Source organism: Pseudomonas sp. TWP3-1, assembly GCF_049896625.1.
Classification (GTDB): domain Bacteria; phylum Pseudomonadota; class Gammaproteobacteria; order Pseudomonadales; family Pseudomonadaceae; genus Aquipseudomonas.
Map to the genome: position 1 here is coordinate 1 of NZ_JAFCUQ010000029.1, position 21,970 is coordinate 21,970.

Genomic DNA, 21,970 nt, shown 5'->3' on the forward strand with positions numbered 1-21,970 from the left:
ATCGACAACTGCCAATTTAAAAGTCAGCGTGTAATCGCGCTGACTGCGTTTCGAGCCCGTATCCATTGCACCCTCCTGATAAAAGGTCAGAAGGTGTAAACCTTATTCAGGACGAGACACAGACATGAAAAAAGCCGCGCTTTTCAAAAGGAAAGCGCGGCTTTTTCATACAGCTGGTTTTACATCAATGCAGTTTCAAACGTGGCTCGGTGCCGCGTCCGATCTTGCTGCCAAGCATCAGCATCGCCGTGCGGAACGGCCCATACAGCGCCACCTGGTGCATGCGGTACAGCGACACGTAAAACATCCGCGCCAGCCAGCCCTCGAGCATCACGCTGCCGGTCAGGTTGCCCATCAAGTTACCCACAGCGGAAAAACGCGACAGCGAAATCAGCGAGCCGTAGTCGGTGTACTTGTACTCCGGCAGTGTCTTGCCTTCGATGCGCAGTTTCAGCGATTTGGCCAGCAACGACGCCTGTTGGTGCGCAGCCTGAGCGCGCGGCGGCACGTTACGGTCGGTGCCCGGTTGCGGGCAGGCGGCGCAGTCACCGAAGGCGAAGATGTTTTCGTCGCGGGTAGTCTGCAAAGTCGGCAGTACTTGCAGTTGATTGATGCGATTGGTTTCCAGGCCATCGATGTCCTTGAGGAAGCCCGGCGCACGAATCCCGGCGGCCCAGACTTTCAGGCTGGCCTTGATCTCGTTGCCATCGGCGGTGATCAGGCTGTCGGCAGTGACTTCGCTGACCGAAGCGTTGGTCATCACGTTGACGCCCAGCTTCTCCAGGGTTTTGTGCACTGGCCCGCCGATACGTTCCGGCAGGGCAGGCAGCACCCGTGGCCCGGCTTCGATCAGGGTGATGTGCATGTTTTCCGGTTTGATCCGGTCCAGACCGTACGCCGCCAGTTCATGCGCAGCGTTGTGCAGTTCGGCCGCCAGCTCGACGCCCGTGGCGCCAGCGCCGACGATGGCCACGCTGATCTGCTCGACCGTATCGGTCTGCCCGGCATGCGCGCGCAGGTAGTGATTCAGCAACTGCTGATGGAAACGCTCGGCCTGTTTGCGCGTGTCGAGGAACAGGCAATGCTGCGCCGTGCCCTGCGTGCCGAAATCGTTGGTGGTGCTGCCGACTGCGATCACCAGCGAGTCGTAGGCCACTTCGCGCGCGGGCACCAGTTCGACGCCGTTTTCGTCGTAAGTGGCCGCTAGCTGAATTTTCTTCGAGGCGCGATCAAGCCCGCTCATGCGCCCCAGCTGAAACTCGAAGTGGTTCCATTTGGCCTGGGCGACATAGTTGAGTTCATCTTCGGAAGAGTTCAGCGATCCGGCGGCCACTTCGTGCAGCAGCGGTTTCCAGATGTGCGTCAGGTTCGCGTCGACCAGCATCACGCTGGCCGTGCCGCGTTTGCCCAGAGTCTTACCCAGACGGGTAGCCAACTCCAGACCGCCGGCGCCGCCGCCGACAATAACAATACGATGGGACATAGGGATAACTCGCAAGGTTTTTAAAGGAAATCGGTGCGGTTACCCAAGCGAGCGCCAGGCAGCTCATAGCGTCAGGTAACTGATAAATCGGCTCAACAAGCCCAGACCAATGGTCACTGCCAGCACCAGCACCAGGAGCATCCACGGCCGGAAAGGCCGGCGCTCGACTCGGTGTTGGGACAGATGCAGGTACTCTTCGACATGCTTTTGGTCATCGGGGTTCAGGCGGCTGGTCATAAAGGCCTCGTCAGGTAGACGTTGCTGAATGTGCAGAAGCTACAGCGGTTTTCAACCGGGGTTGAACGGAGCATAGCCGCTGTCCGGCAGCGGTTCGACGAGCACGCTATCGTCAAGGCGAATGATCCCGCTTTGTAACACTCGCGCGGTGATTCCGCCATGCCCGCGCACCGCTTGAAAGGTGCCGGGGCCGAGGTTGTTTTGCAGGCGTGCGCAGGGCTGGCACCAGCCGGTGGTTTCGAAAATCGCCTGGCCAATGCGAAAGCGCCGGCCCTTGAGGCTGAACAGGTTAATGCCACTTATGACCAGATTGCGCCGCAGATCTTCAGGTTTGACGGGTTGCTCGCTCGGGCGGCCCATCAAAGCGCTGATCACTGCCAGGTGTTCCCACTGAATCAACGTCACCTGCCGCGCATTGCGTACGCCGGGGCGCGCGTGGTCACCGGTCAGTCCTGCCTCCAGCCGAGCTTCGACTGCATCGAGTTCGATCATTGGCCCACGCGATTCGGGACGCACGCCGATCCAGCGCACCCGGCCAGTCTGTGGAACATCAGCGATCAATTGTTGAAGTGGCGTCACAGGCTGATCCCGACATCGAACACGATGCTGCGTCCGAGGTTGCTGCGCAGAAAATCCGGTGCATCAGGGTGCGCGAACAGTACGCGGGCAAAGGTCGGCCCGACCAGCGACAGCGAGCGCCAGCCTTGGCGCAGATATTCGGTCGGCGGCGGAAAGTGGCTGTTCAAATCGAGCACTTCGCGTTTGAGGCTGGCGAAAGCAATGATGTCCAACTCGCCCAGATCCATCCCGCGTTCCTTGTAGTTGTGGGCTTTTTTGCGCAAGGTCGGCGCCAGTCGCATGAGGAACTCGTTGGCCGGAATACGTTTGGGTTTGGCTTCGCGGCGTACCAGTTGGCTCAGGGAGAACGCGCTACGCCGCCGTTGCAGTTCATCGCGCCATTCGTCGTTGAGCCGCCGGCCCTCGTCGAGCACGAAGAACACTTCGAAGTTGGCGTCGCGAAACAACACGTCCGGTGGCTCGCCAGCGGGGGCGAATTCGTCGGCGCGATACGGAATGTTCAAGCCTTGCAGCAGGCGCTGGCAGACCCAACGCTCACGCTCCCATTTGCGGGCATTGGACAGGAACGCGTTGGCTTGCTCGGCCGCGATGGTCAGCAGGCGTAGGTAATCTGAGTCATCCATAGGCCCAAGCTTAGCGTTCAAATGCGACAAGCAGAAAGCTTTGCTTGGGCTGACTTACAACCCCGGACGTCACCGTGCTCTTGTAGGAGCTGCCGAAGGCTGCGATCTTTTGATCTTGATCTTTTTAAAGTCAAAAGATCGCAGCCTTCGGCAGCTCCTACAGGGGATGTGTCGTTATTGAAGTGAGGGAGTCATGATTGGGGCTGAACTGCTTTCGACGATGAGTCTGACGCTCGGTTGGCTGGTTTATCTGCCGGTGCTGCTGTGGGCGATTATTCGGGCGCCGTGGGTCGAGCTGTTCAGTGACAGTCGCCGTCAACACCTGCTCTTCGGCACAGTATTCGCGCTGTTTCTGCTATGGCTGGTGCGCAGGGATTTCGACACCGGTGTGTCTTATCACTTCATCGGCATAACCGCCGTAACCTTGCTGTTGGACTGGCCGCTGGCAATTGTCGGTGGCGTGGTTGCGCAAATCGGTCTGGTACTGCTCGGGCGTCAGGATCTGGCGGCGCTCGGGGTCAACGGTGCGTTGTTTATTCTGCTGCCGGTGCTGATCACCGAGTGCGTGGCGATCCTCGTCGAGCGCGCCCAGCCGCGTAATCCGTTTGTGTATATCTTCTGCTCGGGGTTTCTCGCCGCCGCGCTATCGGCGCTGCTGTGCTTGCTGCTCAGCCTGACATTGCTCTGGTACGACGGCATTTTCGCCATGCCGGAATGGCTGGAGGATTTCATCGGCTACCTGTGGCTGATCATTTTCCCCGAGGCCTTCATCAATGGCATGGTGGTCAGCGCGCTGGTGGTGTTCAGCCCGGAATGGCTGGAAACCTTCAACCGCACGCGCTACCTGTCGGCACCGTGGAAGGATGACGATCCGAAGTCTTGATCCGCGCTCAGTGACGCGGATCGAAATCGCCGGAAAACAATTCATCTTCGGCATCCGGGGCGACCGGGATCTTGTGCTCTTCCGACGCCCAGGCGCCGAGGTCGATCAGCTTGCAGCGATCCGAGCAGAACGGGCGGGCTTTGTTCGCTGGAGTGAATTCCACGGGGGCGCCACAGGTCGGGCATTCTACGGTTGGGATCTGGCTCATGCTTGGCCTCCGGATAAAGTCAGGTAAAAGTGATGCAGGCGTTCGACCTCGCTGTGCAGCCAGGCGAGGTCGCGGTCGTTGACCACCACGTCGTCGGCACGGTTCACTCGGTCTTCGCGGCTGGATTGGGCCTTGAGGATTGCCTGAACCTGCTGCTCGCTGGTCTGGTCGCGCTGCAAGGTACGTTCGATCTGCAGTTGTTGCGGAGCGTCGATCACCAGGATGCGCTGGGTCATTTTGTATTGCCCGGACTCGATCAGCAGCGGCGACACCAGAATCGCGTAAGGCGATTTTGCCAGCGCCAGATGATGGGCGATCTCTTCACCGATCAGCGGATGCAGCAAAGCTTCGAGCCAGCGCCTTTCTTCCGGTACTTCGAAGATCAGCTTGCGCAAAGCCGCTCGATCCAGCGTGCCATCCGCCTGCAACACACTTGGGCCGAAATGCTCGGCAATCTTCGCCAGAGCCGGGCGCCCCGGTTCGACCACCCAGCGCGCCGCGTGATCGGCATCCACTACATGGATGCCAAGGTCGATGAAGTGCTGGGCCGCCGCGCTTTTGCCGCTGCCGATGCCGCCGGTCAGGCCGAGAATCCAGGGTTGTTTCACAGAGGTGTTCATTGCAAACCGACAAACTGCCAATAGAAGCCGGTTATTTGACCACCCCAGAGCAAAGCGATCCAGCCGGCAATTGCCAGAAACGGCCCGAAGGGGATCGGCGTTGAGGTTTTTTGCTCGCGCAGGCGCAGAAAAATCACCCCGATCACCGCGCCGACCAGCGATGACAGGAGGATGGTCAGCGGCAGAATCTGCCAGCCACCCCAAGCGCCAATCAACGCCAGCAACTTGAAATCGCCATGACCGATGCCGTCCTTGCCGGTGATCAGTTTGAACAGCCAGAACACTGACCACAGCGCCATGTAACCGGCCACCGCGCCCCACAACGCGTCATGCAGCGAAGCGAACAGCCCGAAGCTGTTGACGATCAAACCCAGCCACAGCAGCGGCAGCACCAGCACATCCGGTAATAGCTGATGCTCGGTGTCGATCAGACTCATCGCCAGCAAGCCCCAAGTGAGCACGATCAACCAACCGGCCGGCCAGCCAAAACCCAAATGCCCGGCAATGAAGGCCGAGAGCAGGCCGCAAGCCAGTTCGGTCAGTGGATAACGCTTGCTGATCGGTGCTGCGCAACTTGAGCAGCGTCCACGCAACAACACGTAACTGAGCACAGGAATATTTTCCCAGGCGCGGATGCGGTGGCCGCAGTGCGGGCATTGTGAATGCGGCAGCATCAGGTTGTAGGTCGGCAGCGGTGTTTCGCCGGGCAAGCCGAGTACGTCCTGTGCCTGCTGGCGCCATTCGCGCTCAAGCATTTTCGGCAGGCGCCAGATCACCACGTTGAGGAAGCTGCCGACCACCAGCCCCAGCACCAGTGCAGTGAGGGTGAAGGCCAGCGGATACAGGCTGAGGAATTCGTCGATGGGCATGTCAGATCGCTGAACCGAGCTGGAAGATCGGCAGATACATCGCCACTACCAGACCACCGACGATGACCCCGAGCACCACCATGATGAACGGCTCCATCAGGCTGGTGAGATTGTCGACCATGTTATCCACTTCTTCCTCGTAGAATCCGGCGACCTTGTCGAGCATTTCATCCAGCGCGCCGGACTCCTCGCCGATGGCCGTCATCTGCACCGCCATGTTCGGAAACACCCCGGTGCTGCGCATCGAAAAATTCAGCTGCATGCCGGTGGATACGTCCTGACGAACGCGCAATATCGCACGCTTGAACACCACGTTACCGGCGGCACCGGCCACCGAATCCAGCGCCTCCACCAACGGCACCCCGGCGGCGAAAGTGGTCGAGAGAGTGCGGGCAAAGCGCGCCACCGCCGATTTGTACATCAGTGTGCCGACCAGCGGCAGCTTCAACAGCCAGGTGTCGCGCTTGTCGCGAAAAGTCTGCGAGGTTTTCAGCGCATGACGCGTGCCGAAGAACGCCGCGATCAGTACGCCCAGAATTGCCCACCACCATTGCTGCATGAACTCCGACAGGCTGATCACCATCACGGTGAATGCCGGTAGCTCCGCGCCAAACCCGGAAAAAACCGACTGAAACTGCGGCACTACTTTCACCAACAGAATTCCGGTGACCACCGCTGCCACCAGCACTACGGCAGTGGGGTAGGTCATGGCTTTCTTGATTTTGGCCTTGAGCCGTTCGGTCTTTTCCTTGTAGGTGGCGACCCGCTCCAACAGGGTGTCGAGGGCGCCGGATTGCTCGCCGGCATCCACCAGGTTGCAATACAGCTCATCGAAATATTGCGGCTTTTTGCGCAGCGCGGCGGCGAAGCTGTTGCCCGCGGCGACTTCCTGTTTCACCTCGTCCACCAGTTTGCGCATGGCCGGGTTATCGAAGCCTTCGCCGATGATGTCGAACGACTGCAACAGTGGCACGCCGGCCTTCATCATGGTCGCCATCTGCCGGGTGAACAGCGCGATGTCCTGCGCCTTGATGCGTTTGCCCAGGCTTAGCCAGGACGCGGATTTCTTGCGCACTTTGCCGGGGTTGATCCCTTGCTTGCGCAGCTGTGCCTTGATCAGCGCGGGGTTGTGCCCGCTCAACTCTCCGGTGACTTTACTGCCTTTCTTGTCCATGCCTTCCCAGGAATAGACGCTGATTTTCGCTGCCTTGACCGCCATGTTCAGTCCTTGGTGACCCGGTTGATTTCTTCAAGGCTGGTGATGCCTTGCATGGCTTTGATCAGGCCCGAGGTGCGCAGATCGTTGAAGCCGTCGCGGCGCATCTGCGCGTCGATTTCCAGCGAGTTGCCCGAGGCCATGATCAGCCGTTGCAGCTCGGGGGTGTTCTTCACGACTTCATAAATGCCGATGCGGCCCTTGTAGCCGCTGTTGCAGAGATCGCATCCGACGGGCTCATAGAGGGTAAAACTGCCGATGCGTTCCGCGGGGAAGCCTTCCTTGATCAGGGTTTCGCGCGGAATTTCGATGGGTTTCTTGCAGTGGCTGCACAGCTTGCGCGCCAGACGCTGGGCGATGATCAAGCTGACCGAGGTGGCGATGTTGAAGCCGGGAATGCCCATGTTGTGCAAACGGGTCAGGGTTTCCGCAGCGCTGTTGGTGTGCAGCGTGGACAACACAAGGTGGCCGGTCTGCGCCGCTTTGATGGCGATCTCTGCAGTTTCGAGGTCACGAATCTCGCCGACCATGATCACGTCCGGGTCCTGACGCAGGAACGAGCGCAGCGCCTGGGCGAAATCCAGCCCTTGGCGCGGATTGACGTTGACCTGATTGACGCCTTCCATGTTGATTTCCACCGGGTCTTCGGCGGTGGAGATATTGATGTCGACGGTGTTGAGAATGTTGATCCCGGTATACAGCGAAACGGTTTTGCCTGAACCGGTCGGGCCGGTCACCAGAATCATCCCCTGTGGCTGCTTCAGGGCGGCCATGTACAAGTCTTTTTGCTCCGGCTCGTAGCCGAGGGCGTCGATGCCCATCTGCGCGCTGGACGGATCGAGGATCCGGATCACGACCTTTTCGCCCCACAGCGTCGGCAGAGTATTGACCCGGAAATCGATCGATTTGGATTTCGACAGACGCAGCTTGATCCGGCCGTCCTGAGGTTTGCGCCGTTCCGAGATGTCGAGGCTGGCCATGACTTTCAGCCGCGCTGCGATCCGTCCCGCCAGTTGAATCGGTGGCTTGGCCACTTCGCGCAGGATGCCGTCGGTGCGCACGCGAACCCGGTAGGATTTCTCGTAGGGTTCGAAGTGCAGGTCGGAAGAGCCGCTTTTGATCGCATCGAGCAGCATCTTGTGCACGAAGCGCACCACGGGCGCATCGTCGGCGTCCATCCCGCCGATGGCGTCCTGCTTGTTTTCATCAATGGATTCGACGTCCAGCCCGTCGAGGTCGACATCGGCCATGTCTTCCAGACCGCTGGTGTGAGTGTCGAAGAATTTCTCGATGGCATCACTGAGCTTGTCGTCCTCGACCAGGATCGCTTCGGTGCTCAGCCCGGTGCTGAACTGGATGTCATTGATTGCCTGATAATTGCTCGGATCGGAAATCCCCACAAACAGTTTGTTACCGCGTCGCCACAGGGGCAGGGCATGGTGTTGACGCACCAGTTTTTCACTGACCAGGCCTTTGGGCTGGGTTTCCTTGTCCAGGCAGCTGAGGTCCATGAAGGCCATGCCGAAGTGCTCGGAGGCGATCTCGGCGACCTGGTAACTCTTCACCAGTTTGTTTTGCACCAGATAGCTGACCAGCGACAGTCGATTGCGCTGGGCCTGTTGCCAGGCGTGCTGGGCGCTTTTTTCCGTGAGCAGTTCGGCCTGTACCAGTTGTTTGGCCAGACCGCTCAGAGCGATGTCGTTCATGGGGATTCCGTGCGCTTGCAGTTCATGACTTATAGCCTAGTCAAGTGACAGCACAAAACACGGTGGGTGCAGGTGACAAAAAGCGTCAGATAGTGCGGTTACGGGTTGTAGGACGGCGCCTTGCAGCGCCTTCGTCCCCTGCGTTCGGGGCCTTGCGGCGGTTGGCATGGGCTGTGCTGAGTCCTTGTCAGATCATGAGACTTCGACTCATGCATGGAGAGCCTGTCTATGAACAACCAAAAAGGTTTCACGCTGATCGAGTTGCTGATCGTGGTGGCGATCATCGGCATTCTGGCGACCATCGCCCTGCCACAGTATTCCAAGTATCAGGCGCGCTCCAAGGTGACGGCGGGTCTGGCAGAGATCAGCGCTTTGAAAGTGCCATTTGAAGACACCATCAATCAGGGCACTGATCCGACGCTGACGCTGGTAGCGGGTGGTGCTGCGGCGACGACCTCCAACTGCACACTCGCGGCTACCGGCACAGCTTCTACGGGGGCCGGCTCGATCACTTGCACATTGCTCAACGCACCCGGTCCGGTGCTGGGTAAAACGATCACACTCAGCCGCTCCGGCGCGGCCACTGGGGCCACATCAGGCGTGTGGACCTGTGCAACGACAGTGAACGCGGAATACTCCCCTAAAGGCTGCACTGCCAGCGGCGCGTAATCCGTCAGGTCTGGTAAAACAAATGCCCCGCGTTGCGGGGCATTTTGATTTGTGCAGCACTTAACAAAAGCTTCAATAATTTCAGCGTCTTAGGAACTTTCCAAAAACCTGCAACTTGCATGTCGTTTTATCGAGCCTCATGCAATTTGCATGATTCCGAAAATTTACTGTTTTGTTAACACATTGATTTATATGAATATTTTGTCTTTTGAAAAGTTGGCACAGCCTTCGCAATATCTACCGTAACCCTGCTGACAAGACACGCAGCAGACTTTCCAGAAAAACAGGAGTTACTCGTATGAAGAAGTTCGCTATCACTGCCGCTGCTGCTACCGCGCTGACCCTGACCATGGCTTCCGGTGCATTTGCCCAGACTCAAGCCACCCAGGCTCCAATGACTCTCGCGGCTGGCGAAGTTACTGAAATGAAACAGGACACCTCCGACACCTGGATCACCACCAAGGTCAAAGCTGATTTGGTTACCGAAAAAGGCATTCCTGGTACCGATATCAAAGTAGAAACCAACAAAGGCGTTGTTTCGCTCTCCTCGACTACTGCTGTCACTGAATCGCAGAAAGACGTGGCTGTAGCTATCGCCAAGAAAATCAAAGGCGTTAAAGCGGTCGCCGCTGACGGCCTGAAAGCCGAGTAAGGCAAGACTTCTCGCCTGAACCGGGAGAAGACGCGACAGCCGGGCCGAGCAATACGTCTGTCGCACCTTTAGAGTTCATGCGAACGGCCACATGGAATGTGGTCATTGCAGGCCCCGACACTTGTGTCGGGGCCTGTTCTATTGGCGAAACAAAAAAGCTCGCAGCCTGCGAGCTTTTTTCAGTTTCCGCGTTTGCTGTTGATCTGTCGCAGACGATTACCTTCGAAACGCAAGTATTGGTACATGCCGTTGTTCGGGCCGTAGGTCCATTCCTCGACCTGAAATTCCTCACGCCGATTGGCACTGCGCTTGTAGCCAAGCGGATCGCGGCTGACCGGCTCCCCGCATTTCTGCAGCACTTCACTGGAGCGGTCGCCGAGGCTGACCAGTTGACTGCCGCAACGCAAGGTATCTGACGCCGACGCCTCGCCTGTAGCCAGTGTCAGCGCCACTGCAGCCAACCATTTGCAATTCATCACTCGGCATCCAGATGCATTTGCGTGACCACCCGACCGTCGCTTTCAGCTTCGCCGAGTGTGGTGTCGATGAAGTACACGCGATCGTCCGCCAACTGGCCTTTGTCGACCAGATAGTCTTTGATGCTGCTGGCGCGATCCTGGCCGAGTTGGCGCAGCAATACTTCGCTGGAACTCCAGAACTCGATGATCCCGGCGCGCATTTTGGCAGTACGTTCTTCCTTGCCCAGGTCCTTCCATTCGGCCGGAGGCTGGGTTTTCAGGCGAGTGCGGTAGATGCCTTCGAGCAGCGGACCTTTCTCGCCGTCCGGCACCTCGATCAACGAAGCCTGCGCCGGTACCTTGTCGCCACGGCGCTGGAGCATTTTGTAATAGTTGTACTGGTATTCGCGTTCCAGACGCTGTTCAGCGAGCAAGGGGCCATCGCTGCTTTTCGCTGCGGTGCCTTCGATTTCCAGACGCAGGGCCGGACGTTCCTTCAGCGCTTGCGAGAGCTTCACCAGCGCTGCTTCGGCGTCTTTGCTCAGGTCGCTCGAACCCGCTGCGAACGAGACGGTCCCGAGATCTTGCGAACCGCCACCACTGACCAGCCCGCCAATCATCTTGAACGGTGCGGCGGCAGCTTTGACGATCAGGTTGCGCAGGGTCTGCCAGACAATCGGCATCACGCTGAACTGCGGGTTGTTCAGGTCACCCGTGACCGGCAGCTCGATGGAAATCTTGCCATCGACGTCCTTGAGCAAGGCCACTGCAAGTTTCAGCGGCAGGCTCACGGCATCCGGGCTGTCGACTCTCTCACCGAGTTGCAGTTGCTCGACCACCACTTTGTTTTCGGCCTTGAGCTGACCCTTGGTGATCAGGTAATGCAGATCGAGATTGAGCCGGCCCTTGCGGATGCGATACCCGGCGAATTTGCCGGAGTAGGGCGTCAACGTGGTCAGCTCTACCCGTTTGAAACTGGTGGTGATGTCGAGGCTGGCCATCGGGTCGAACGGGTTCACCGCACCTTTGATGGTCACCGGCGCATAACGGTCAACCTTGCCTTTGATATCGACAGTGGCCGGTTTCACCTGGCGGCTGTCGATGGTGCCGATCTGGCCGTTGAGCTGCTGAACCGCAGTGGCGAAATTCGGCGTCAGGCTGAAGTCGGCGAAGTTGGCCGAGCCGTCATTGATCGCGACTCCACCGATATGGATGCCCAGCGGTTTTTCGTTGTTGGCGGTTTTCGCTGCCGCCGGTTTCGCTCCGGAATCCGCAGGCTGCGGGATCAGCAGATCGTCGACGTTGGTGGTGCGGTCGTCGTTGATCATGAAGCGCACGTAGGGCTGGAACAGGTTGACCTTGTCGATCGACAGGCTGTCGCCATGCTGATAATTCAAGCCTTCGAGCACCACTTGCTGCCATTTGAGGAAGTCACGGGTCTTCAGGGTGTCGAGGGTGTGCAGTTGATCGATCTGCGCGCGGCCAGTGACGCTGAGTGCCAGCGGATCGGTGCTTTTCAGATTGACCTTCAAGTCACTGCCGAGCATGCCGCTGCGCAGTTCGAGTTTGATGAACGGGTTGATGTAGGACTGGGCGACACGCAGGTCGATGTCCTGGGTTTTCACATTGAGCTGAGCCGTCACTGGCGCCAGATTGACCACACCGTCGGCGCTGATCTTGCCTTGCTTGCCCAGGCCCGTATCGAGCTTGAGGTTGAAAGGCGAGCCATTGAGGCTGTCGAAATTTTGCAGATCGACGTTCAGCGGACCGACTTCCAACGCCACCGGCGGCTGTGCCTTGCGGTCGGCGAGGTGCACTTGGTAATTGCGCAGTTGCACGTCCTTGAGCAGCACTTGCCACGGTTTGCTCGGTGCAGTTGACTCGGACTTCGGCGAGTCGGCGGCGGCTGGCGTGCTCTTGGGTTCGGCGGCGGCTTTGGCGGCAGGCTTCGACGGCTGGCTGGCGAACAGTTTCTGCCAGTCGAGTTGGCCGTCGGCCTCCAGCGCAGCCCAGGTTTCGAGTTTCTGGCTGCGGATCTTGCCGACCACCACTTGCTGCTTGGCCAGATCGATCGAGGTTTCACTGATGTCGAGGCGCTCAAGCTTCGCCAACTGCCGACCGTCCGGGGCTTTAATCGCAAACGGCGCGACGCTGACCGCGACATTGCTCAGCAGCAGTTCGGTTTGTTTCGACAGGTTGAGCTTGTAGTCGGTACTCAGGTTCAGCACGCCGTTTTCCAGCACCAGCGGCAGCGAGTCGCGGACGTACGGCCACCAGACTTTCATCTGGCCGTCGGTGATTTTCAACTTACCTTCGGAGGCGATCGGGATCAGGCTGAAATTGCCGGTCCAGTCGATCTGGCCGCCAGCGGGGCCGGCGGCGACCAGCGTCATGTCGGCGTTGTCATCGGGCAGGGTGCTGAGGTTTTTCAACTCGAAGTCGAGTTTGTCGTAGAGAAATTCGATCGGTTCGCTCGGGCGCGCGTCCTGGAAATGCACGTTGCCGCTGGCCAGCTTGATGCGCTCGATGCGCAGCGGGAACGGTTTGGCGTTCGGATCAACCGGCGTCGGCTCGCTCGCCGGGATCTTGAACAGCCCCAGCAGGTTGAGCTTGCCGTCCTTGGCGAAGAGAATTTCGGTCTTGGGTTTATCCAGTTCGATATCGGACAGGTGCAGCGCTTTGGTCCACAGGCTGTCGAGTTGCAGGTTGGCGTACAGGCGTTCGAAGCCGACCTGTTCCTTGCCCGGCTCGCCGATGACCAGCCCCCAGAGGGTGACCTCAAGGCTGAACGGGTTGAGTTCGATGCGCTGGATGTGCGCGGGCACCGTGGCGTAGTTGGCCAATTGCTGGTTGGCCACCCGTAGTGCAATGCCCGGCAAAATCAGAAACCCCAGCAGGCTGTAGAGGGCCAGAGCGGTCAACAGTGCGCCAATCGCGCGAATCAATCCTTTGGGCATGTGCGGCTTCATCTGTCTGAATCGGAGTGCCTTGGAGTATGGCACGCCATTCCGGTTCCGAAGTACCCGACGGTAGACAGGATTGTTCAGATTGTTCGGTCGCAAAGTTCCAGGATCTGCCTCAGAGCTGCAGGATCAGGGTTTTCAGCGGCGGCTGCTGATCCAGCGAGGGGAAGTCGCGACCCGGCGTCATCACGCTGCACTCACGCACCGGGCGCCCGGCCTTCTCCGCGCAGCGCAGCACCTGATCGCGCCAATCGTCCATGCTGACTTTCGCCAGATTGTTGCAGCAAATCAGCACGCCGTTGTCGGCGGTGCTCAGCAGGGCGGGTTTGAGCAGGCTTTGATAGTCGCGCAGCAAATCGACGGTGCCGAACGCGCTCTTGGCCCAGGCCGGTGGGTCGAGCAGCACCAGATCATATTGGCGCTGTTCGAGGCGCGGATAGCTCGGCAGCTTCTGCCCGCGGCGCTGGCTGATCGGCAGGCCGGCCAGTTGGCGAATCGCCGGGAAGTAGTCGGACTGCACGAATTGCATGCTCGGCAGTTGCGGGTTGAGCAGACCGTTCTCACGGCCGACCGCCAGATTGCCCTCGGCGAAATCCAGGTTGCACACTTCGCTGGCGCCGCCGGCCGCAGCGCTCAGGCCAACGCCGCAGGTATAGGCAAACAGGTTGAGTACGCTTTTGCCTTTGGCGTGGTCCTTGACCCAACCGCGCGTATTGCGCAGATCAAGGAACAGCAACGGATCCTGCCCGGCATGCCGTCCGCGCACGCGGTAGTTCAAGCCCCATTCGTGCCCGACCATATCCACCAGTGCGGCATCTTCGGCGCGGTAGACGCTGTCTTCACGGTCGATGCGCGAGTTGCCACGCGAGCGGTCGTTGTACACCAGCAGGGTTTGCAGCCCCAACACCTCATTCACCGTCGCGTGGAGTTGCAGCAGGTCGGCGAGCTCCAGCGTCTGGTGGAAACTTTGTACCAGCAATTGCGGGCCGTAGCGGTCGATGGTCAGGCCACCGGCGCCTTCCTGGCTGCCATGGAACAGCCGATAGCAGTCAGTGCCCTGACTGTGCAGCTCGGCGAGCAGTTCCTGGCGTTGGTCGAGGGCGGCGCGCAGCGCCTGATTCAGGGAAGACATGCTTGCGCCTTGCTGGTGGGAATCGGGGCGCGGGAGTTTAGCAGTTACTGCGCCTCAGCTCAGCCCCATCCGCCGCTTGGCCCGCTGCACTGAGCCATTGCGCATCGCCCAGCGCAGCATTGGCGCACTGCGCTTGACGCTGGCGCGGATCAGTTGCCGCTGCAACGGGTTCTGGCGCACATCGAGCATGTCGCTGGCCCAGTCCGGCAAGAGGTCGATGCCGGCCTTCATCATCAAGTCGCCAAACGGCCGCGCCATCCGGCTCGGCGCCGGCGCATCGAGCAACAGCCGCAGCACTTCGCGACTGCGTTCGTCGCACAGCAATTGCGGGCGCATGCGTTGCAGATAGTCGGCGACTTCCTGGCGGGATTTCGGCACATCGCGCGCGCCCAGGCGTTCGGCGATGACGGCAATCTCCGCGTAATAGCGATCCTGATCCGTCAGCGACAACTGCGGGTTGCGATAGCGCAAATGAGCGGCGAGAAAGTTGCTGACTTCAGCCACATGCACCCAGGTCAGCAGATCCGGATCGCTGGCCGCATACGCGCGGCCGTCTGGCGCAGTGCCGACCACTTGCAGGTGAATGGTGCGCACTTTCTCGATCAGCCAGTCGGCGTCGCGGCGCGAGCCGAACGTGGTGCCGGATACGAACTGACTGGTGCGGCGCAAACGCCCGAGCATGTCCTGACGGAAATTCGAGTGATCCCAGACCCCGGCCAATGCCAGCGGATGCAAGGCTTGCAGCAGCAAGGCACTGATACCGCCAATCAACATGCTGCTGAAGTCGCCGTGCACTTGCCAACTGATCGAGTCCGGACCGAACAGGCCCGGATCGCCCTTGGGGTTTTCCAGGTCGAGCTGACCGAGGGACAGACCGGTCAGGCTCATGAGTTGGTTTTCGATACGGCTGCGGATGAATTCCATGACCACTCATTGGTGAAGGGCGGGCGCGGCCGGATGACCGCGCCGGGCAGTTTACTGGTTGAGGCGCGTGTCGATCAGCCCTTGCACCACGCTCGGATCGGCCAGGGTCGAAGTGTCGCCAAGGCTGTCGAGTTCATTGCAGGCAATCTTGCGCAGGATGCGGCGCATGATCTTGCCTGAACGGGTTTTCGGCAAGGCCGGCGCCCACTGGATCAGATCCGGTTTGGCGAAGCTGCCGATTTCCTTGCTGACGTGTTCGAGCAGTTGTTTTTTCAAGGCGTCATTCGGCTCGGCGCCGTTCATGGGTGTAACGAAGGCATAGATGCCCTGACCTTTGACGTCGTGCGGGTAACCGACCACGGCGGCCTCGGCGATGCTGTCGTGCAGCACCAGCGCGCTTTCCACTTCGGCGGTCCCGATGCGGTGGCCGGAGACATTGATCACGTCGTCGATGCGCCCGGTGATCCAGTAATCGCCGTCCTCGTCGCGGCGTGCGCCGTCACCGGTGAAGTAGTAGCCGGGGTAGGGTTTGAAATAGGTATCGACCATGCGCTGCGGATCACCGTAGACGCTGCGGATCTGCGCCGGCCAACTGGACTTGATCGCCAGTACGCCGCTGCCGGCGCCTTTGATTTCCTTGCCCTGTTCATCGAGCAACACCGGTTGCACGCCGAACATCGGCTGAGTCGCGCAGCCCGGTTTGATCCGTTGCGCGCTGACCAGCGGGCTGAGCATGATGCCGCCGGTTTCGGTCTGCCACCACGTATCGACAATCGGGCAGCGCTGCTCGCCGACCACGTTGAAATACCATTCCCACGCTTCCGGGTTGATCGGCTCACCGACGCTGCCGAGTAATCTGAGGCTCTGCCGCGAAGTTTCCTGCAACGGCCCGGCGCCCTCACGCATCAGCGCGCGCAGGGCGGTCGGTGCCGTGTAGAAGATGTTGACCTTGTGTTTGTCGATCACCTCCCAGAAGCGCGACGAACTCGGATAGCTCGGCACACCCTCAAACATCAGCGTGGTCGCGCCATTCGCCAGCGGGCCGTAGACAATATAACTGTGGCCGGTGACCCAGCCGACGTCGGCGGTGCACCAGAACACTTCACCGTCGCGGTAATCGAGCACGTATTTGAAAGTCATCGCCGCTTGCAGCAAGTAGCCGCCGGTGGTGTGCAGCACGCCTTTGGGTTTGCCGGTGCTGCCGGACGTATAGAGGATGAACAGTGGGTCTTCGGCGTCCATCGGTTCTGGCGGGCAATCGTCGCTGACATCGCGCACGGCCTGGTGATACCAGAGGTCGCGGCCCTCGACCCAATCAACCTCGCCTTGCGTGCGCTCGACTACCACCACCGTGCTGACGTCCGGGCAACTTTGCAGCGCTTTGTCGACATTCTGTTTCAGTGGCACGAACTTGCCGCCGCGCACGCCTTGGTCAGCGGTGATCACGGTGCGGCAGTCGGCATCGAGGATGCGGTCGCGCAACGAGTCCGGAGAGAAACCCCCGAACACCACCGAATGAATCGCCCCGATTCGCGCGCAGGCGAGCATGGCGTAGGCGGCTTCGGGAATCATCGGCATGTAGATGCACACCCGGTCGCCTTTCTTCACGCCACGGCTTTTCAGCACATTGGCCAGGCGGCAGACGTGGTGATGCAATTTCTTGTAAGTGATCTGCGCCGATTCGGCGGGGTCGTCGCCTTCCCAGATGAAGGCAGTCTGATCGCCGCGCTGTTCGAGGTGGCGGTCGATGCAGTTGTAGCTGACGTTCAGCTTGCCCCCGGCAAACCATGCGGCTTCACCGGTTTTCAGATCATAGCGCTGGACGGTTTTCCACGGTTTGCTCCAGTCGAGAAAACGCGTGGCCTGCTCGGCCCAGAATTCAGTGGGGTGCTCGATCGATTGGCGGTACAGACGCCGGTAGTCGTCCTGACTCAACTGCGCAGCCCGGCGGACGGCATCGGCTTGCGGGAACGTGCTGATATCGAACATGACGGTTCCTTATTCTTGTTTTGCGACAAGGACAAAGATGCGCCGATGAAGGAAAGGGTTCAAGCGCTGCAGCAAAGCCAAGAGCCCCTCACCCTAGCCCTCCCGAAACGTCGGACCGCCCGGAGGGAGAGGGGACTGACCGAGGTGTCATGCGTTATACGCCGACCTGCAATATTGAGTCGAACTCAGGCTCTGAAAACAACCGAGATCCGCTCCCTTTCCCCTCTCCCCCTTTGGGGGAGAGGGCTGGGGTGAGGGGGAAACGATCTCCCGGTCACCACAAACTTCAGACCAAAAAAAGCCCCTGAATATCAGGGGCTCTCTTCATCATTCATTTACTCAAGCCAGCCACACAGCAACAAATCAACCGCGATGACGGCCGCGGAAATAGTTGATCAGACCTTGAGTAGACGGGTCTTCAGCAACCGATTCTTCGCTGCCGACCAGGCGGTTGTAGACGCCTTTGCCGAGTTCCTTGCCCAGCTCCACGCCCCATTGATCGAAGGCGTTGATGCCCCAGACCACGCTTTGCACGAACACTTTGTGTTCATACATGGCTACCAGTGCGCCGAGACGACGCGGGCTGATGCGTTCGACCACCAGGGTGTTGCTCGGACGGTTGCCCGGGATCACCTTTTGCGGCGCGATTCGCTGCACGTCTTCTTCGCTCATGCCCTTGTCGCGCAGCTCGGTCTGAGCCTCGCCCAAAGTCTTGCCGAGCATCAGTGCCTGGCTCTGCGACAGGCAGTTGGCGTACAGCCACTGATGGTGATCGGAGACCGGGTTGAAGCTGACGATTGGCACGATGAAGTCGGCCGGAATCAGTTGGGTACCCTGGTGCAGCAACTGGTGGTAAGCGTGCTGACCGTTGCAGCCGACGCCGCCCCAGATCACCGGGCCAGTATCGGTCGACACCGGGGTGCCGTCCTGACGTACGCTCTTGCCGTTGGATTCCATATCCAGCTGCTGCAAGTGCTTGGTGATGTTGCGCAGGTAGTGGTCGTACGGCAGGATCGCGTGGCTCTGCGCGCCCCAGAAGTTGCCGTACCACACGCCGAGCAGGGCCAGCAGCACCGGCATGTTCTGTTCGAACGGCGCGCTCTGGAAATGCTGGTCCATGGTGTAGGCACCGGACAGCAGTTCCTTGAAGTTGGACATGCCGATGGCCAAGGCAATCGGCAAACCGATGGCTGACCACAGCGAGTAACGACCGCCAACCCAGTCCCACATCGGGAAGATGTTTTCTTCGCGGATACCGAACGCCACAGCCGCAGCGTTGTTGCTCGATACGGCGATGAAGTGACGATACAGCTCGGCTTCCGAACCACCCTGAGCCAAGTACCACGCGCGCGCGGCCTGAGCGTTTTTCAGGGTTTCGAGGGTGTTGAACGACTTCGACGAAACGATGAACAGCGTGGTTTCGGCGCGCAGTTTCTGCGTCAGTTCGTGGAACTCGCTGCCGTCGATGTTCGCCAGATAATGGCAACGCACGCCTTTCTGCGCGTAGGACAGCAACGCTTCGGACACCAGCTCAGGGCCGAGGAACGAGCCACCGATACCGATGTTGACCACGTCGGTGATCGGCTTCTCGGTGTAGCCGCGCCACAGACCATCGTGGATGCGGCCCACGAGATCGGTGATCTGGTTCAGTACCTTGTGCACTTCAGGCATCACGTTGACGCCGTTGACCGACAACTTGTCGCCTACCGGACGGCGCAGGGCGGTGTGCAGTGCCGGGCGGCCTTCGGAGGAGTTGACGATTTCGCCGTCGAACAGCGCTTTGATCGCGCCTTTCAAATCGACTTCATTGGCCAGACCCACCAGCAGGTTGCGGGTCTCGGCGTTGATCAAATTCTTCGAATAATCGAGAAACAGGCCGCAGCTGCTGAGGGTGAATTGATTGAAGCGCTGCGGATCGGCGTTGAAGGCTTCGCGCATGCTGAAATCCTGCATGGCTTGGCGGTGATCTTTCAACGCTTGCCAGGCGGGCAGAGCGGTAACGTCGTGAGGAGTGCGGTAGTACGCCATCGCTGCGATTTTCCTTTTTACTTGAACGGCCTTATATACACGGATCAGGCGGCCCCGCCATGTTTGGGCGAGGCGCCAACTGCGTCGACACGATTAAATGGCGCAGGGTGAATACAGTAAACCTCGCGCTGCCATCTGTCTTGACTTCTTCTGACCAGTTTCCGGTACTTTTCTAACATCGTGGCTGCGAGGGACCGACAAACGGTCAGGCTGGCGTGTCGAGATTCAGATGCAGGTTGTCAATCAACCGTGTGGTGCCGAGGAACGCCGCCACCAGAATCACCAGATCACGATCCTCAGCCGTCGCCGGACGCAAGGTCAGGGCATGGCGGATTTCCAGGTAATCCGGACGCAGGCCAGCCGCTTCCAGCTGTTGCTGTTGCGCCTGAATCAGCGCCGGGAAATCGCGTTCGCCTTGCTTGATCGACTCGGCAATGGCGCTCAACGTGCGATACACCACCGGGGCCACGGCGCGTTGTTCTTCGCTGAGGAAACCGTTGCGCGACGACAGCGCCAAGCCATCGGCAGCACGCACGGTCGGCTCGCCGATGATCTGGATCGGCATGTTCAGGTCGTGCACCAGCGCGCGAATCACCGCCAGTTGCTGGAAATCCTTCTGGCCGAAGATCGCCAGATCCGGCTGGACCATGTTGAACAGCTTGCTGACCACCGTCGCGACACCTTCGAAATGCCCCGGACGACTGGCGCCGCACAGGCCTTCGGAGAGTTGCGGCACGCTGACGCGGGTCTGTCCGGCCATACCGTCGGGATACATCTCCTCAACGGTGGGGGCGAACAGCAGCGAGCAGCCGGCTTCGAGGAGTTTTTCCTGGTCCGCCGCGAGCGTGCGGGGGTACTTGTCGAGATCTTCGCCAGCGCCGAATTGCAGCGGGTTGACGAAAATGCTCGCAACCACGAAATCCACGCGTTGCGTGGCTTTGGTCACGAGCGCGACGTGGCCGCTGTGCAGGTTGCCCATGGTCGGCACGAAGCCGATGCGCTTGCCTTCACTGCGGGCGCGGGCTACAGCGGCGCGCAGTTCGCGTACGGTTTTAACGGTGTTCATGCAGAGAATCCGTGTTCGATCCCAGGGAAAGTGACGCTTTTGACTTCGCTGACGTAAGCCTTCAGCGCGGCTTGAATGGTGTCCTGCTCGAGCATGAAGTTCTTCACGAACTTCGGCACGCGGCCAGTGATCGACAGGCCAAGCATGTCGTGCAGCACCAATACCTGGCCGTCAGTGGCGCTACCGGCGCCAATGCCGATTACCGGAATCTTCACCGCCTGGCTGATCTCTGCCGCGAGTTCACTCGGCACGCATTCAAGCAGGAGCATTGCCGCGCCGGCTTGTTCCAGCGAGATCGCGTCGGCGCGCATCTGCCGCGCCTGGTTCTCGTTGCGACCCTGCACTTTATAGCCGCCGAGAATGTTCACCGCTTGTGGGGTCAGGCCCATGTGCGCGCAGACAGGAATGCCGCGCTCGGCCAGCAAGCGGATCGACTCGGCCAGCCACAGTGCGCCTTCGACTTTGACCATGTGCGCGCCGGCCTGCATCAGCGTGGCGCTGTTGATCATGGTTTGTTCGAGGGTGGCGTTGGCCATGAACGGCAGGTCGGCCAGGATCAATGCATCGCTGTTGCCACGTTTGACGCTGGCAACGTGGTAGGCCATTTCCGCAGTGGTCACCGGCAGGGTGCTGTCGTGACCCTGCAGAACCATGCCGAGGGAGTCGCCCACCAGCAGCACTTCGACACCGGCCTCGTTGCAGGCATGGGCGAAGGTCGCGTCATAGCAGGTCAGCATGGTGATCTTTTCACCTTTCTGCTTGAGGCTCTGGAGCGTGGTCAGGGTGATGGCTGGCATGTAAAAAATCCTCGTTCAGGCGCTCTGGAAACTACTGCGAGTAACGCGCGTGATTCTTCATTAACTCAGGCGCACGCTCTTTTTGTCGTGCTTATAAGGCCTGGATTGCGCCCGTGTGTGCCGGGTTGGCGGCAGCGGGACGCCTATAGTCGTGAGGAGACATCAGGAAGTCAATTGCGTGTGTTACCGCGTTGTTACGAGGGGAGTGTTACCGGCGTTACTGATGCGATTCAGCGGGGCGGCGGGGCTGATTTGCACGAATTTTGTCCGACAGTCCGTGTAGGAGCTGCGGCACGCTGCGATCTTTTGATCTAGCTCTTGTTTCTAAAAAAACAGGATCAAAAGATCGCAGCCTTCGGCAGCTCCTACAGGGGAGTTGTATCAGGCGGAGGGGATGCGTTCGAGGCCGACGAACGGGCAGGCTGCCAGCAGGTCGGAGAGGGTACGACCATCGACGAGGCGCAGATGGGCGGGAGCCAGTTCAGCGAGCGGATACAACACAAACGCCCGCTCCTGAATCTGATAATGCGGCACTTTCAAGCGCGGCTCGTCGATCAATCGATCACCGAACAACAGAATGTCCAGATCCAGCGTCCTCGGCCCCCAACGCTCCAGGCGTTCACGGCCCTGATCGTTTTCGATGGCTTGCAAGGCATCCAGCAGATCCAGCGGCGCGAGCCTGCTGTCGAGCGCAGCGACCGCGTTGGTGTAACGCGGTTGGCCCGGCAGCAGTGAGTCGCTCTGATAGAAGGCCGAAACACCGATCAGCGCGGTATCCGGCAATTGCTCCAGCGCGTCGAGCGCGCTGCGCAATTGTTCGGCGGGGTCAGCCAGATTGCTGCCCATGCCGATGTAGATGCGTTCCATG

The 21,970-nt window shown here is 59.7% G+C and carries 21 protein-coding genes; 3 read left to right on the forward strand and 18 right to left on the reverse strand.

Translation table 11 applies throughout. From position 1 onward, the window contains the following. Positions 1-184 precede the first annotated feature (184 nt). The 4 genes from ACP7BN_RS26285 to ACP7BN_RS26300 all read right to left on the reverse strand — a co-directional run bounded on the left by ACP7BN_RS26285 (position 185) and on the right by ACP7BN_RS26300 (position 2,922). Positions 185-1,483 carry an NAD(P)/FAD-dependent oxidoreductase gene (locus ACP7BN_RS26285; protein WP_426206702.1) on the reverse strand — a complete coding sequence of 433 codons (1,299 nt, stop codon included), beginning with the start codon at positions 1,481-1,483 and terminating at the stop codon, positions 185-187. A 63-nt stretch (positions 1,484-1,546) separates the two neighbouring features. Beyond that, positions 1,547-1,720: a DUF3094 domain-containing protein gene (locus ACP7BN_RS26290; RefSeq protein ID WP_060543358.1), complete on the reverse strand. Its 174-nt coding sequence runs from the start codon at positions 1,718-1,720 to the stop codon at positions 1,547-1,549. 51 nt (positions 1,721-1,771) lie between these two features. Then, positions 1,772-2,299: an MOSC domain-containing protein gene (locus ACP7BN_RS26295; RefSeq protein ID WP_426206703.1), complete on the reverse strand. Its 528-nt coding sequence runs from the start codon at positions 2,297-2,299 to the stop codon at positions 1,772-1,774. Beyond that, a complete protein-coding gene (locus ACP7BN_RS26300) occupies positions 2,296-2,922 on the reverse strand; it encodes a DUF1780 domain-containing protein (protein WP_008078503.1) in 627 nt (208 codons plus the stop codon). Before ACP7BN_RS26300 ends, ACP7BN_RS26295 begins: the two co-directional genes overlap by 4 nt. Positions 2,923-3,115: 193 nt before the next feature. Between ACP7BN_RS26300 and ACP7BN_RS26305 the strand changes: the two genes are divergently transcribed. Continuing rightward, positions 3,116-3,805 (forward strand): energy-coupling factor ABC transporter permease, encoded by a 690-nt coding sequence (locus ACP7BN_RS26305; RefSeq protein ID WP_426206705.1) that lies wholly within the window; start codon positions 3,116-3,118, stop codon positions 3,803-3,805. A gap of 7 nt (positions 3,806-3,812) precedes the next feature. On the opposite strand, the gene yacG is transcribed toward ACP7BN_RS26305, so the two are convergent. The 5 genes from yacG to pilB are packed head-to-tail and all read right to left on the reverse strand — an operon-like array spanning position 3,813 to position 8,424. Beyond that, complete coding sequence (gene yacG, locus ACP7BN_RS26310) at positions 3,813-4,013, reverse strand: DNA gyrase inhibitor YacG (protein ID WP_420648423.1); 201 nt, start codon at positions 4,011-4,013, stop codon at positions 3,813-3,815. Then, positions 4,010-4,633, reverse strand: coding sequence for a dephospho-CoA kinase (gene coaE / locus ACP7BN_RS26315; protein WP_426206706.1), 624 nt, complete (start codon positions 4,631-4,633; stop codon positions 4,010-4,012). The genes yacG and coaE overlap by 4 nt, the downstream gene beginning before the upstream one ends. After that, a complete protein-coding gene (locus ACP7BN_RS26320; protein WP_426206707.1) occupies positions 4,630-5,502 on the reverse strand; it encodes a prepilin peptidase in 873 nt (290 codons plus the stop codon). The genes coaE and ACP7BN_RS26320 overlap by 4 nt, the downstream gene beginning before the upstream one ends. Before the next feature lies 1 nt (position 5,503). Further along, on the reverse strand, positions 5,504-6,721 hold the full coding sequence (locus ACP7BN_RS26325; protein ID WP_426206708.1) for a type II secretion system F family protein: 1,218 nt from the start codon (positions 6,719-6,721) through the stop codon (positions 5,504-5,506). A gap of 2 nt (positions 6,722-6,723) precedes the next feature. After that, entirely contained in the window at positions 6,724-8,424 is a 1,701-nt protein-coding gene (gene pilB, locus ACP7BN_RS26330; RefSeq protein ID WP_426206710.1) for a type IV-A pilus assembly ATPase PilB, read from the reverse strand. Between the two features lie 228 nt (positions 8,425-8,652). Here pilB and ACP7BN_RS26335 point away from each other — a divergent pair, with 228 nt between their 5' ends. Together ACP7BN_RS26335 and ACP7BN_RS26340 are read left to right on the forward strand one after the other, a co-directional pair. Beyond that, on the forward strand, positions 8,653-9,093 hold the full coding sequence (locus ACP7BN_RS26335; protein WP_420648418.1) for a pilin: 441 nt from the start codon (positions 8,653-8,655) through the stop codon (positions 9,091-9,093). Between the two features lie 298 nt (positions 9,094-9,391). Beyond that, the gene (locus ACP7BN_RS26340; RefSeq protein WP_420648417.1) at positions 9,392-9,745 is read left to right on the forward strand and encodes a BON domain-containing protein; all 354 of its coding nucleotides are present in this window, start codon (positions 9,392-9,394) and stop codon (positions 9,743-9,745) included. A gap of 179 nt (positions 9,746-9,924) precedes the next feature. Here the strand turns inward: ACP7BN_RS26340 and ACP7BN_RS26345 are convergent, their stop codons facing one another. From ACP7BN_RS26345 to folK, 9 genes are all read right to left on the reverse strand, one after another. Next, positions 9,925-10,221, reverse strand: coding sequence for a DUF2845 domain-containing protein (locus ACP7BN_RS26345; protein WP_426206711.1), 297 nt, complete (start codon positions 10,219-10,221; stop codon positions 9,925-9,927). Continuing rightward, the gene (locus tag ACP7BN_RS26350; protein ID WP_426206713.1) at positions 10,221-13,172 is read right to left on the reverse strand and encodes a DUF748 domain-containing protein; all 2,952 of its coding nucleotides are present in this window, start codon (positions 13,170-13,172) and stop codon (positions 10,221-10,223) included. Before ACP7BN_RS26350 ends, ACP7BN_RS26345 begins: the two co-directional genes overlap by 1 nt. Before the next feature lie 109 nt (positions 13,173-13,281). Then, positions 13,282-14,298, reverse strand: a complete 1,017-nt coding sequence (locus ACP7BN_RS26355) for a class I SAM-dependent rRNA methyltransferase (RefSeq protein WP_426206714.1) — start codon at positions 14,296-14,298, stop codon at positions 13,282-13,284. 54 nt (positions 14,299-14,352) lie between these two features. Beyond that, positions 14,353-15,222: an oxygenase MpaB family protein gene (locus ACP7BN_RS26360; RefSeq protein WP_426206715.1), complete on the reverse strand. Its 870-nt coding sequence runs from the start codon at positions 15,220-15,222 to the stop codon at positions 14,353-14,355. A 51-nt stretch (positions 15,223-15,273) separates the two neighbouring features. Continuing rightward, on the reverse strand, positions 15,274-17,211 hold the full coding sequence (gene acs / locus ACP7BN_RS26365) for an acetate--CoA ligase (RefSeq protein WP_426206717.1): 1,938 nt from the start codon (positions 17,209-17,211) through the stop codon (positions 15,274-15,276). Between the two features lie 363 nt (positions 17,212-17,574). Next, positions 17,575-19,239 (reverse strand): glucose-6-phosphate isomerase, encoded by a 1,665-nt coding sequence (gene pgi / locus ACP7BN_RS26370; protein ID WP_426206718.1) that lies wholly within the window; start codon positions 19,237-19,239, stop codon positions 17,575-17,577. 205 nt (positions 19,240-19,444) lie between these two features. Further along, the gene (gene panC / locus ACP7BN_RS26375) at positions 19,445-20,305 is read right to left on the reverse strand and encodes a pantoate--beta-alanine ligase (RefSeq protein WP_426206720.1); all 861 of its coding nucleotides are present in this window, start codon (positions 20,303-20,305) and stop codon (positions 19,445-19,447) included. Further along, positions 20,302-21,102: a 3-methyl-2-oxobutanoate hydroxymethyltransferase gene (gene panB, locus ACP7BN_RS26380; RefSeq protein WP_426206721.1), complete on the reverse strand. Its 801-nt coding sequence runs from the start codon at positions 21,100-21,102 to the stop codon at positions 20,302-20,304. The genes panC and panB overlap by 4 nt, the downstream gene beginning before the upstream one ends. Positions 21,103-21,483: 381 nt before the next feature. Continuing rightward, positions 21,484-21,969: a 2-amino-4-hydroxy-6-hydroxymethyldihydropteridine diphosphokinase gene (gene folK / locus ACP7BN_RS26385; RefSeq protein ID WP_426206723.1), complete on the reverse strand. Its 486-nt coding sequence runs from the start codon at positions 21,967-21,969 to the stop codon at positions 21,484-21,486. Position 21,970: the final 1 nt, after the last annotated feature.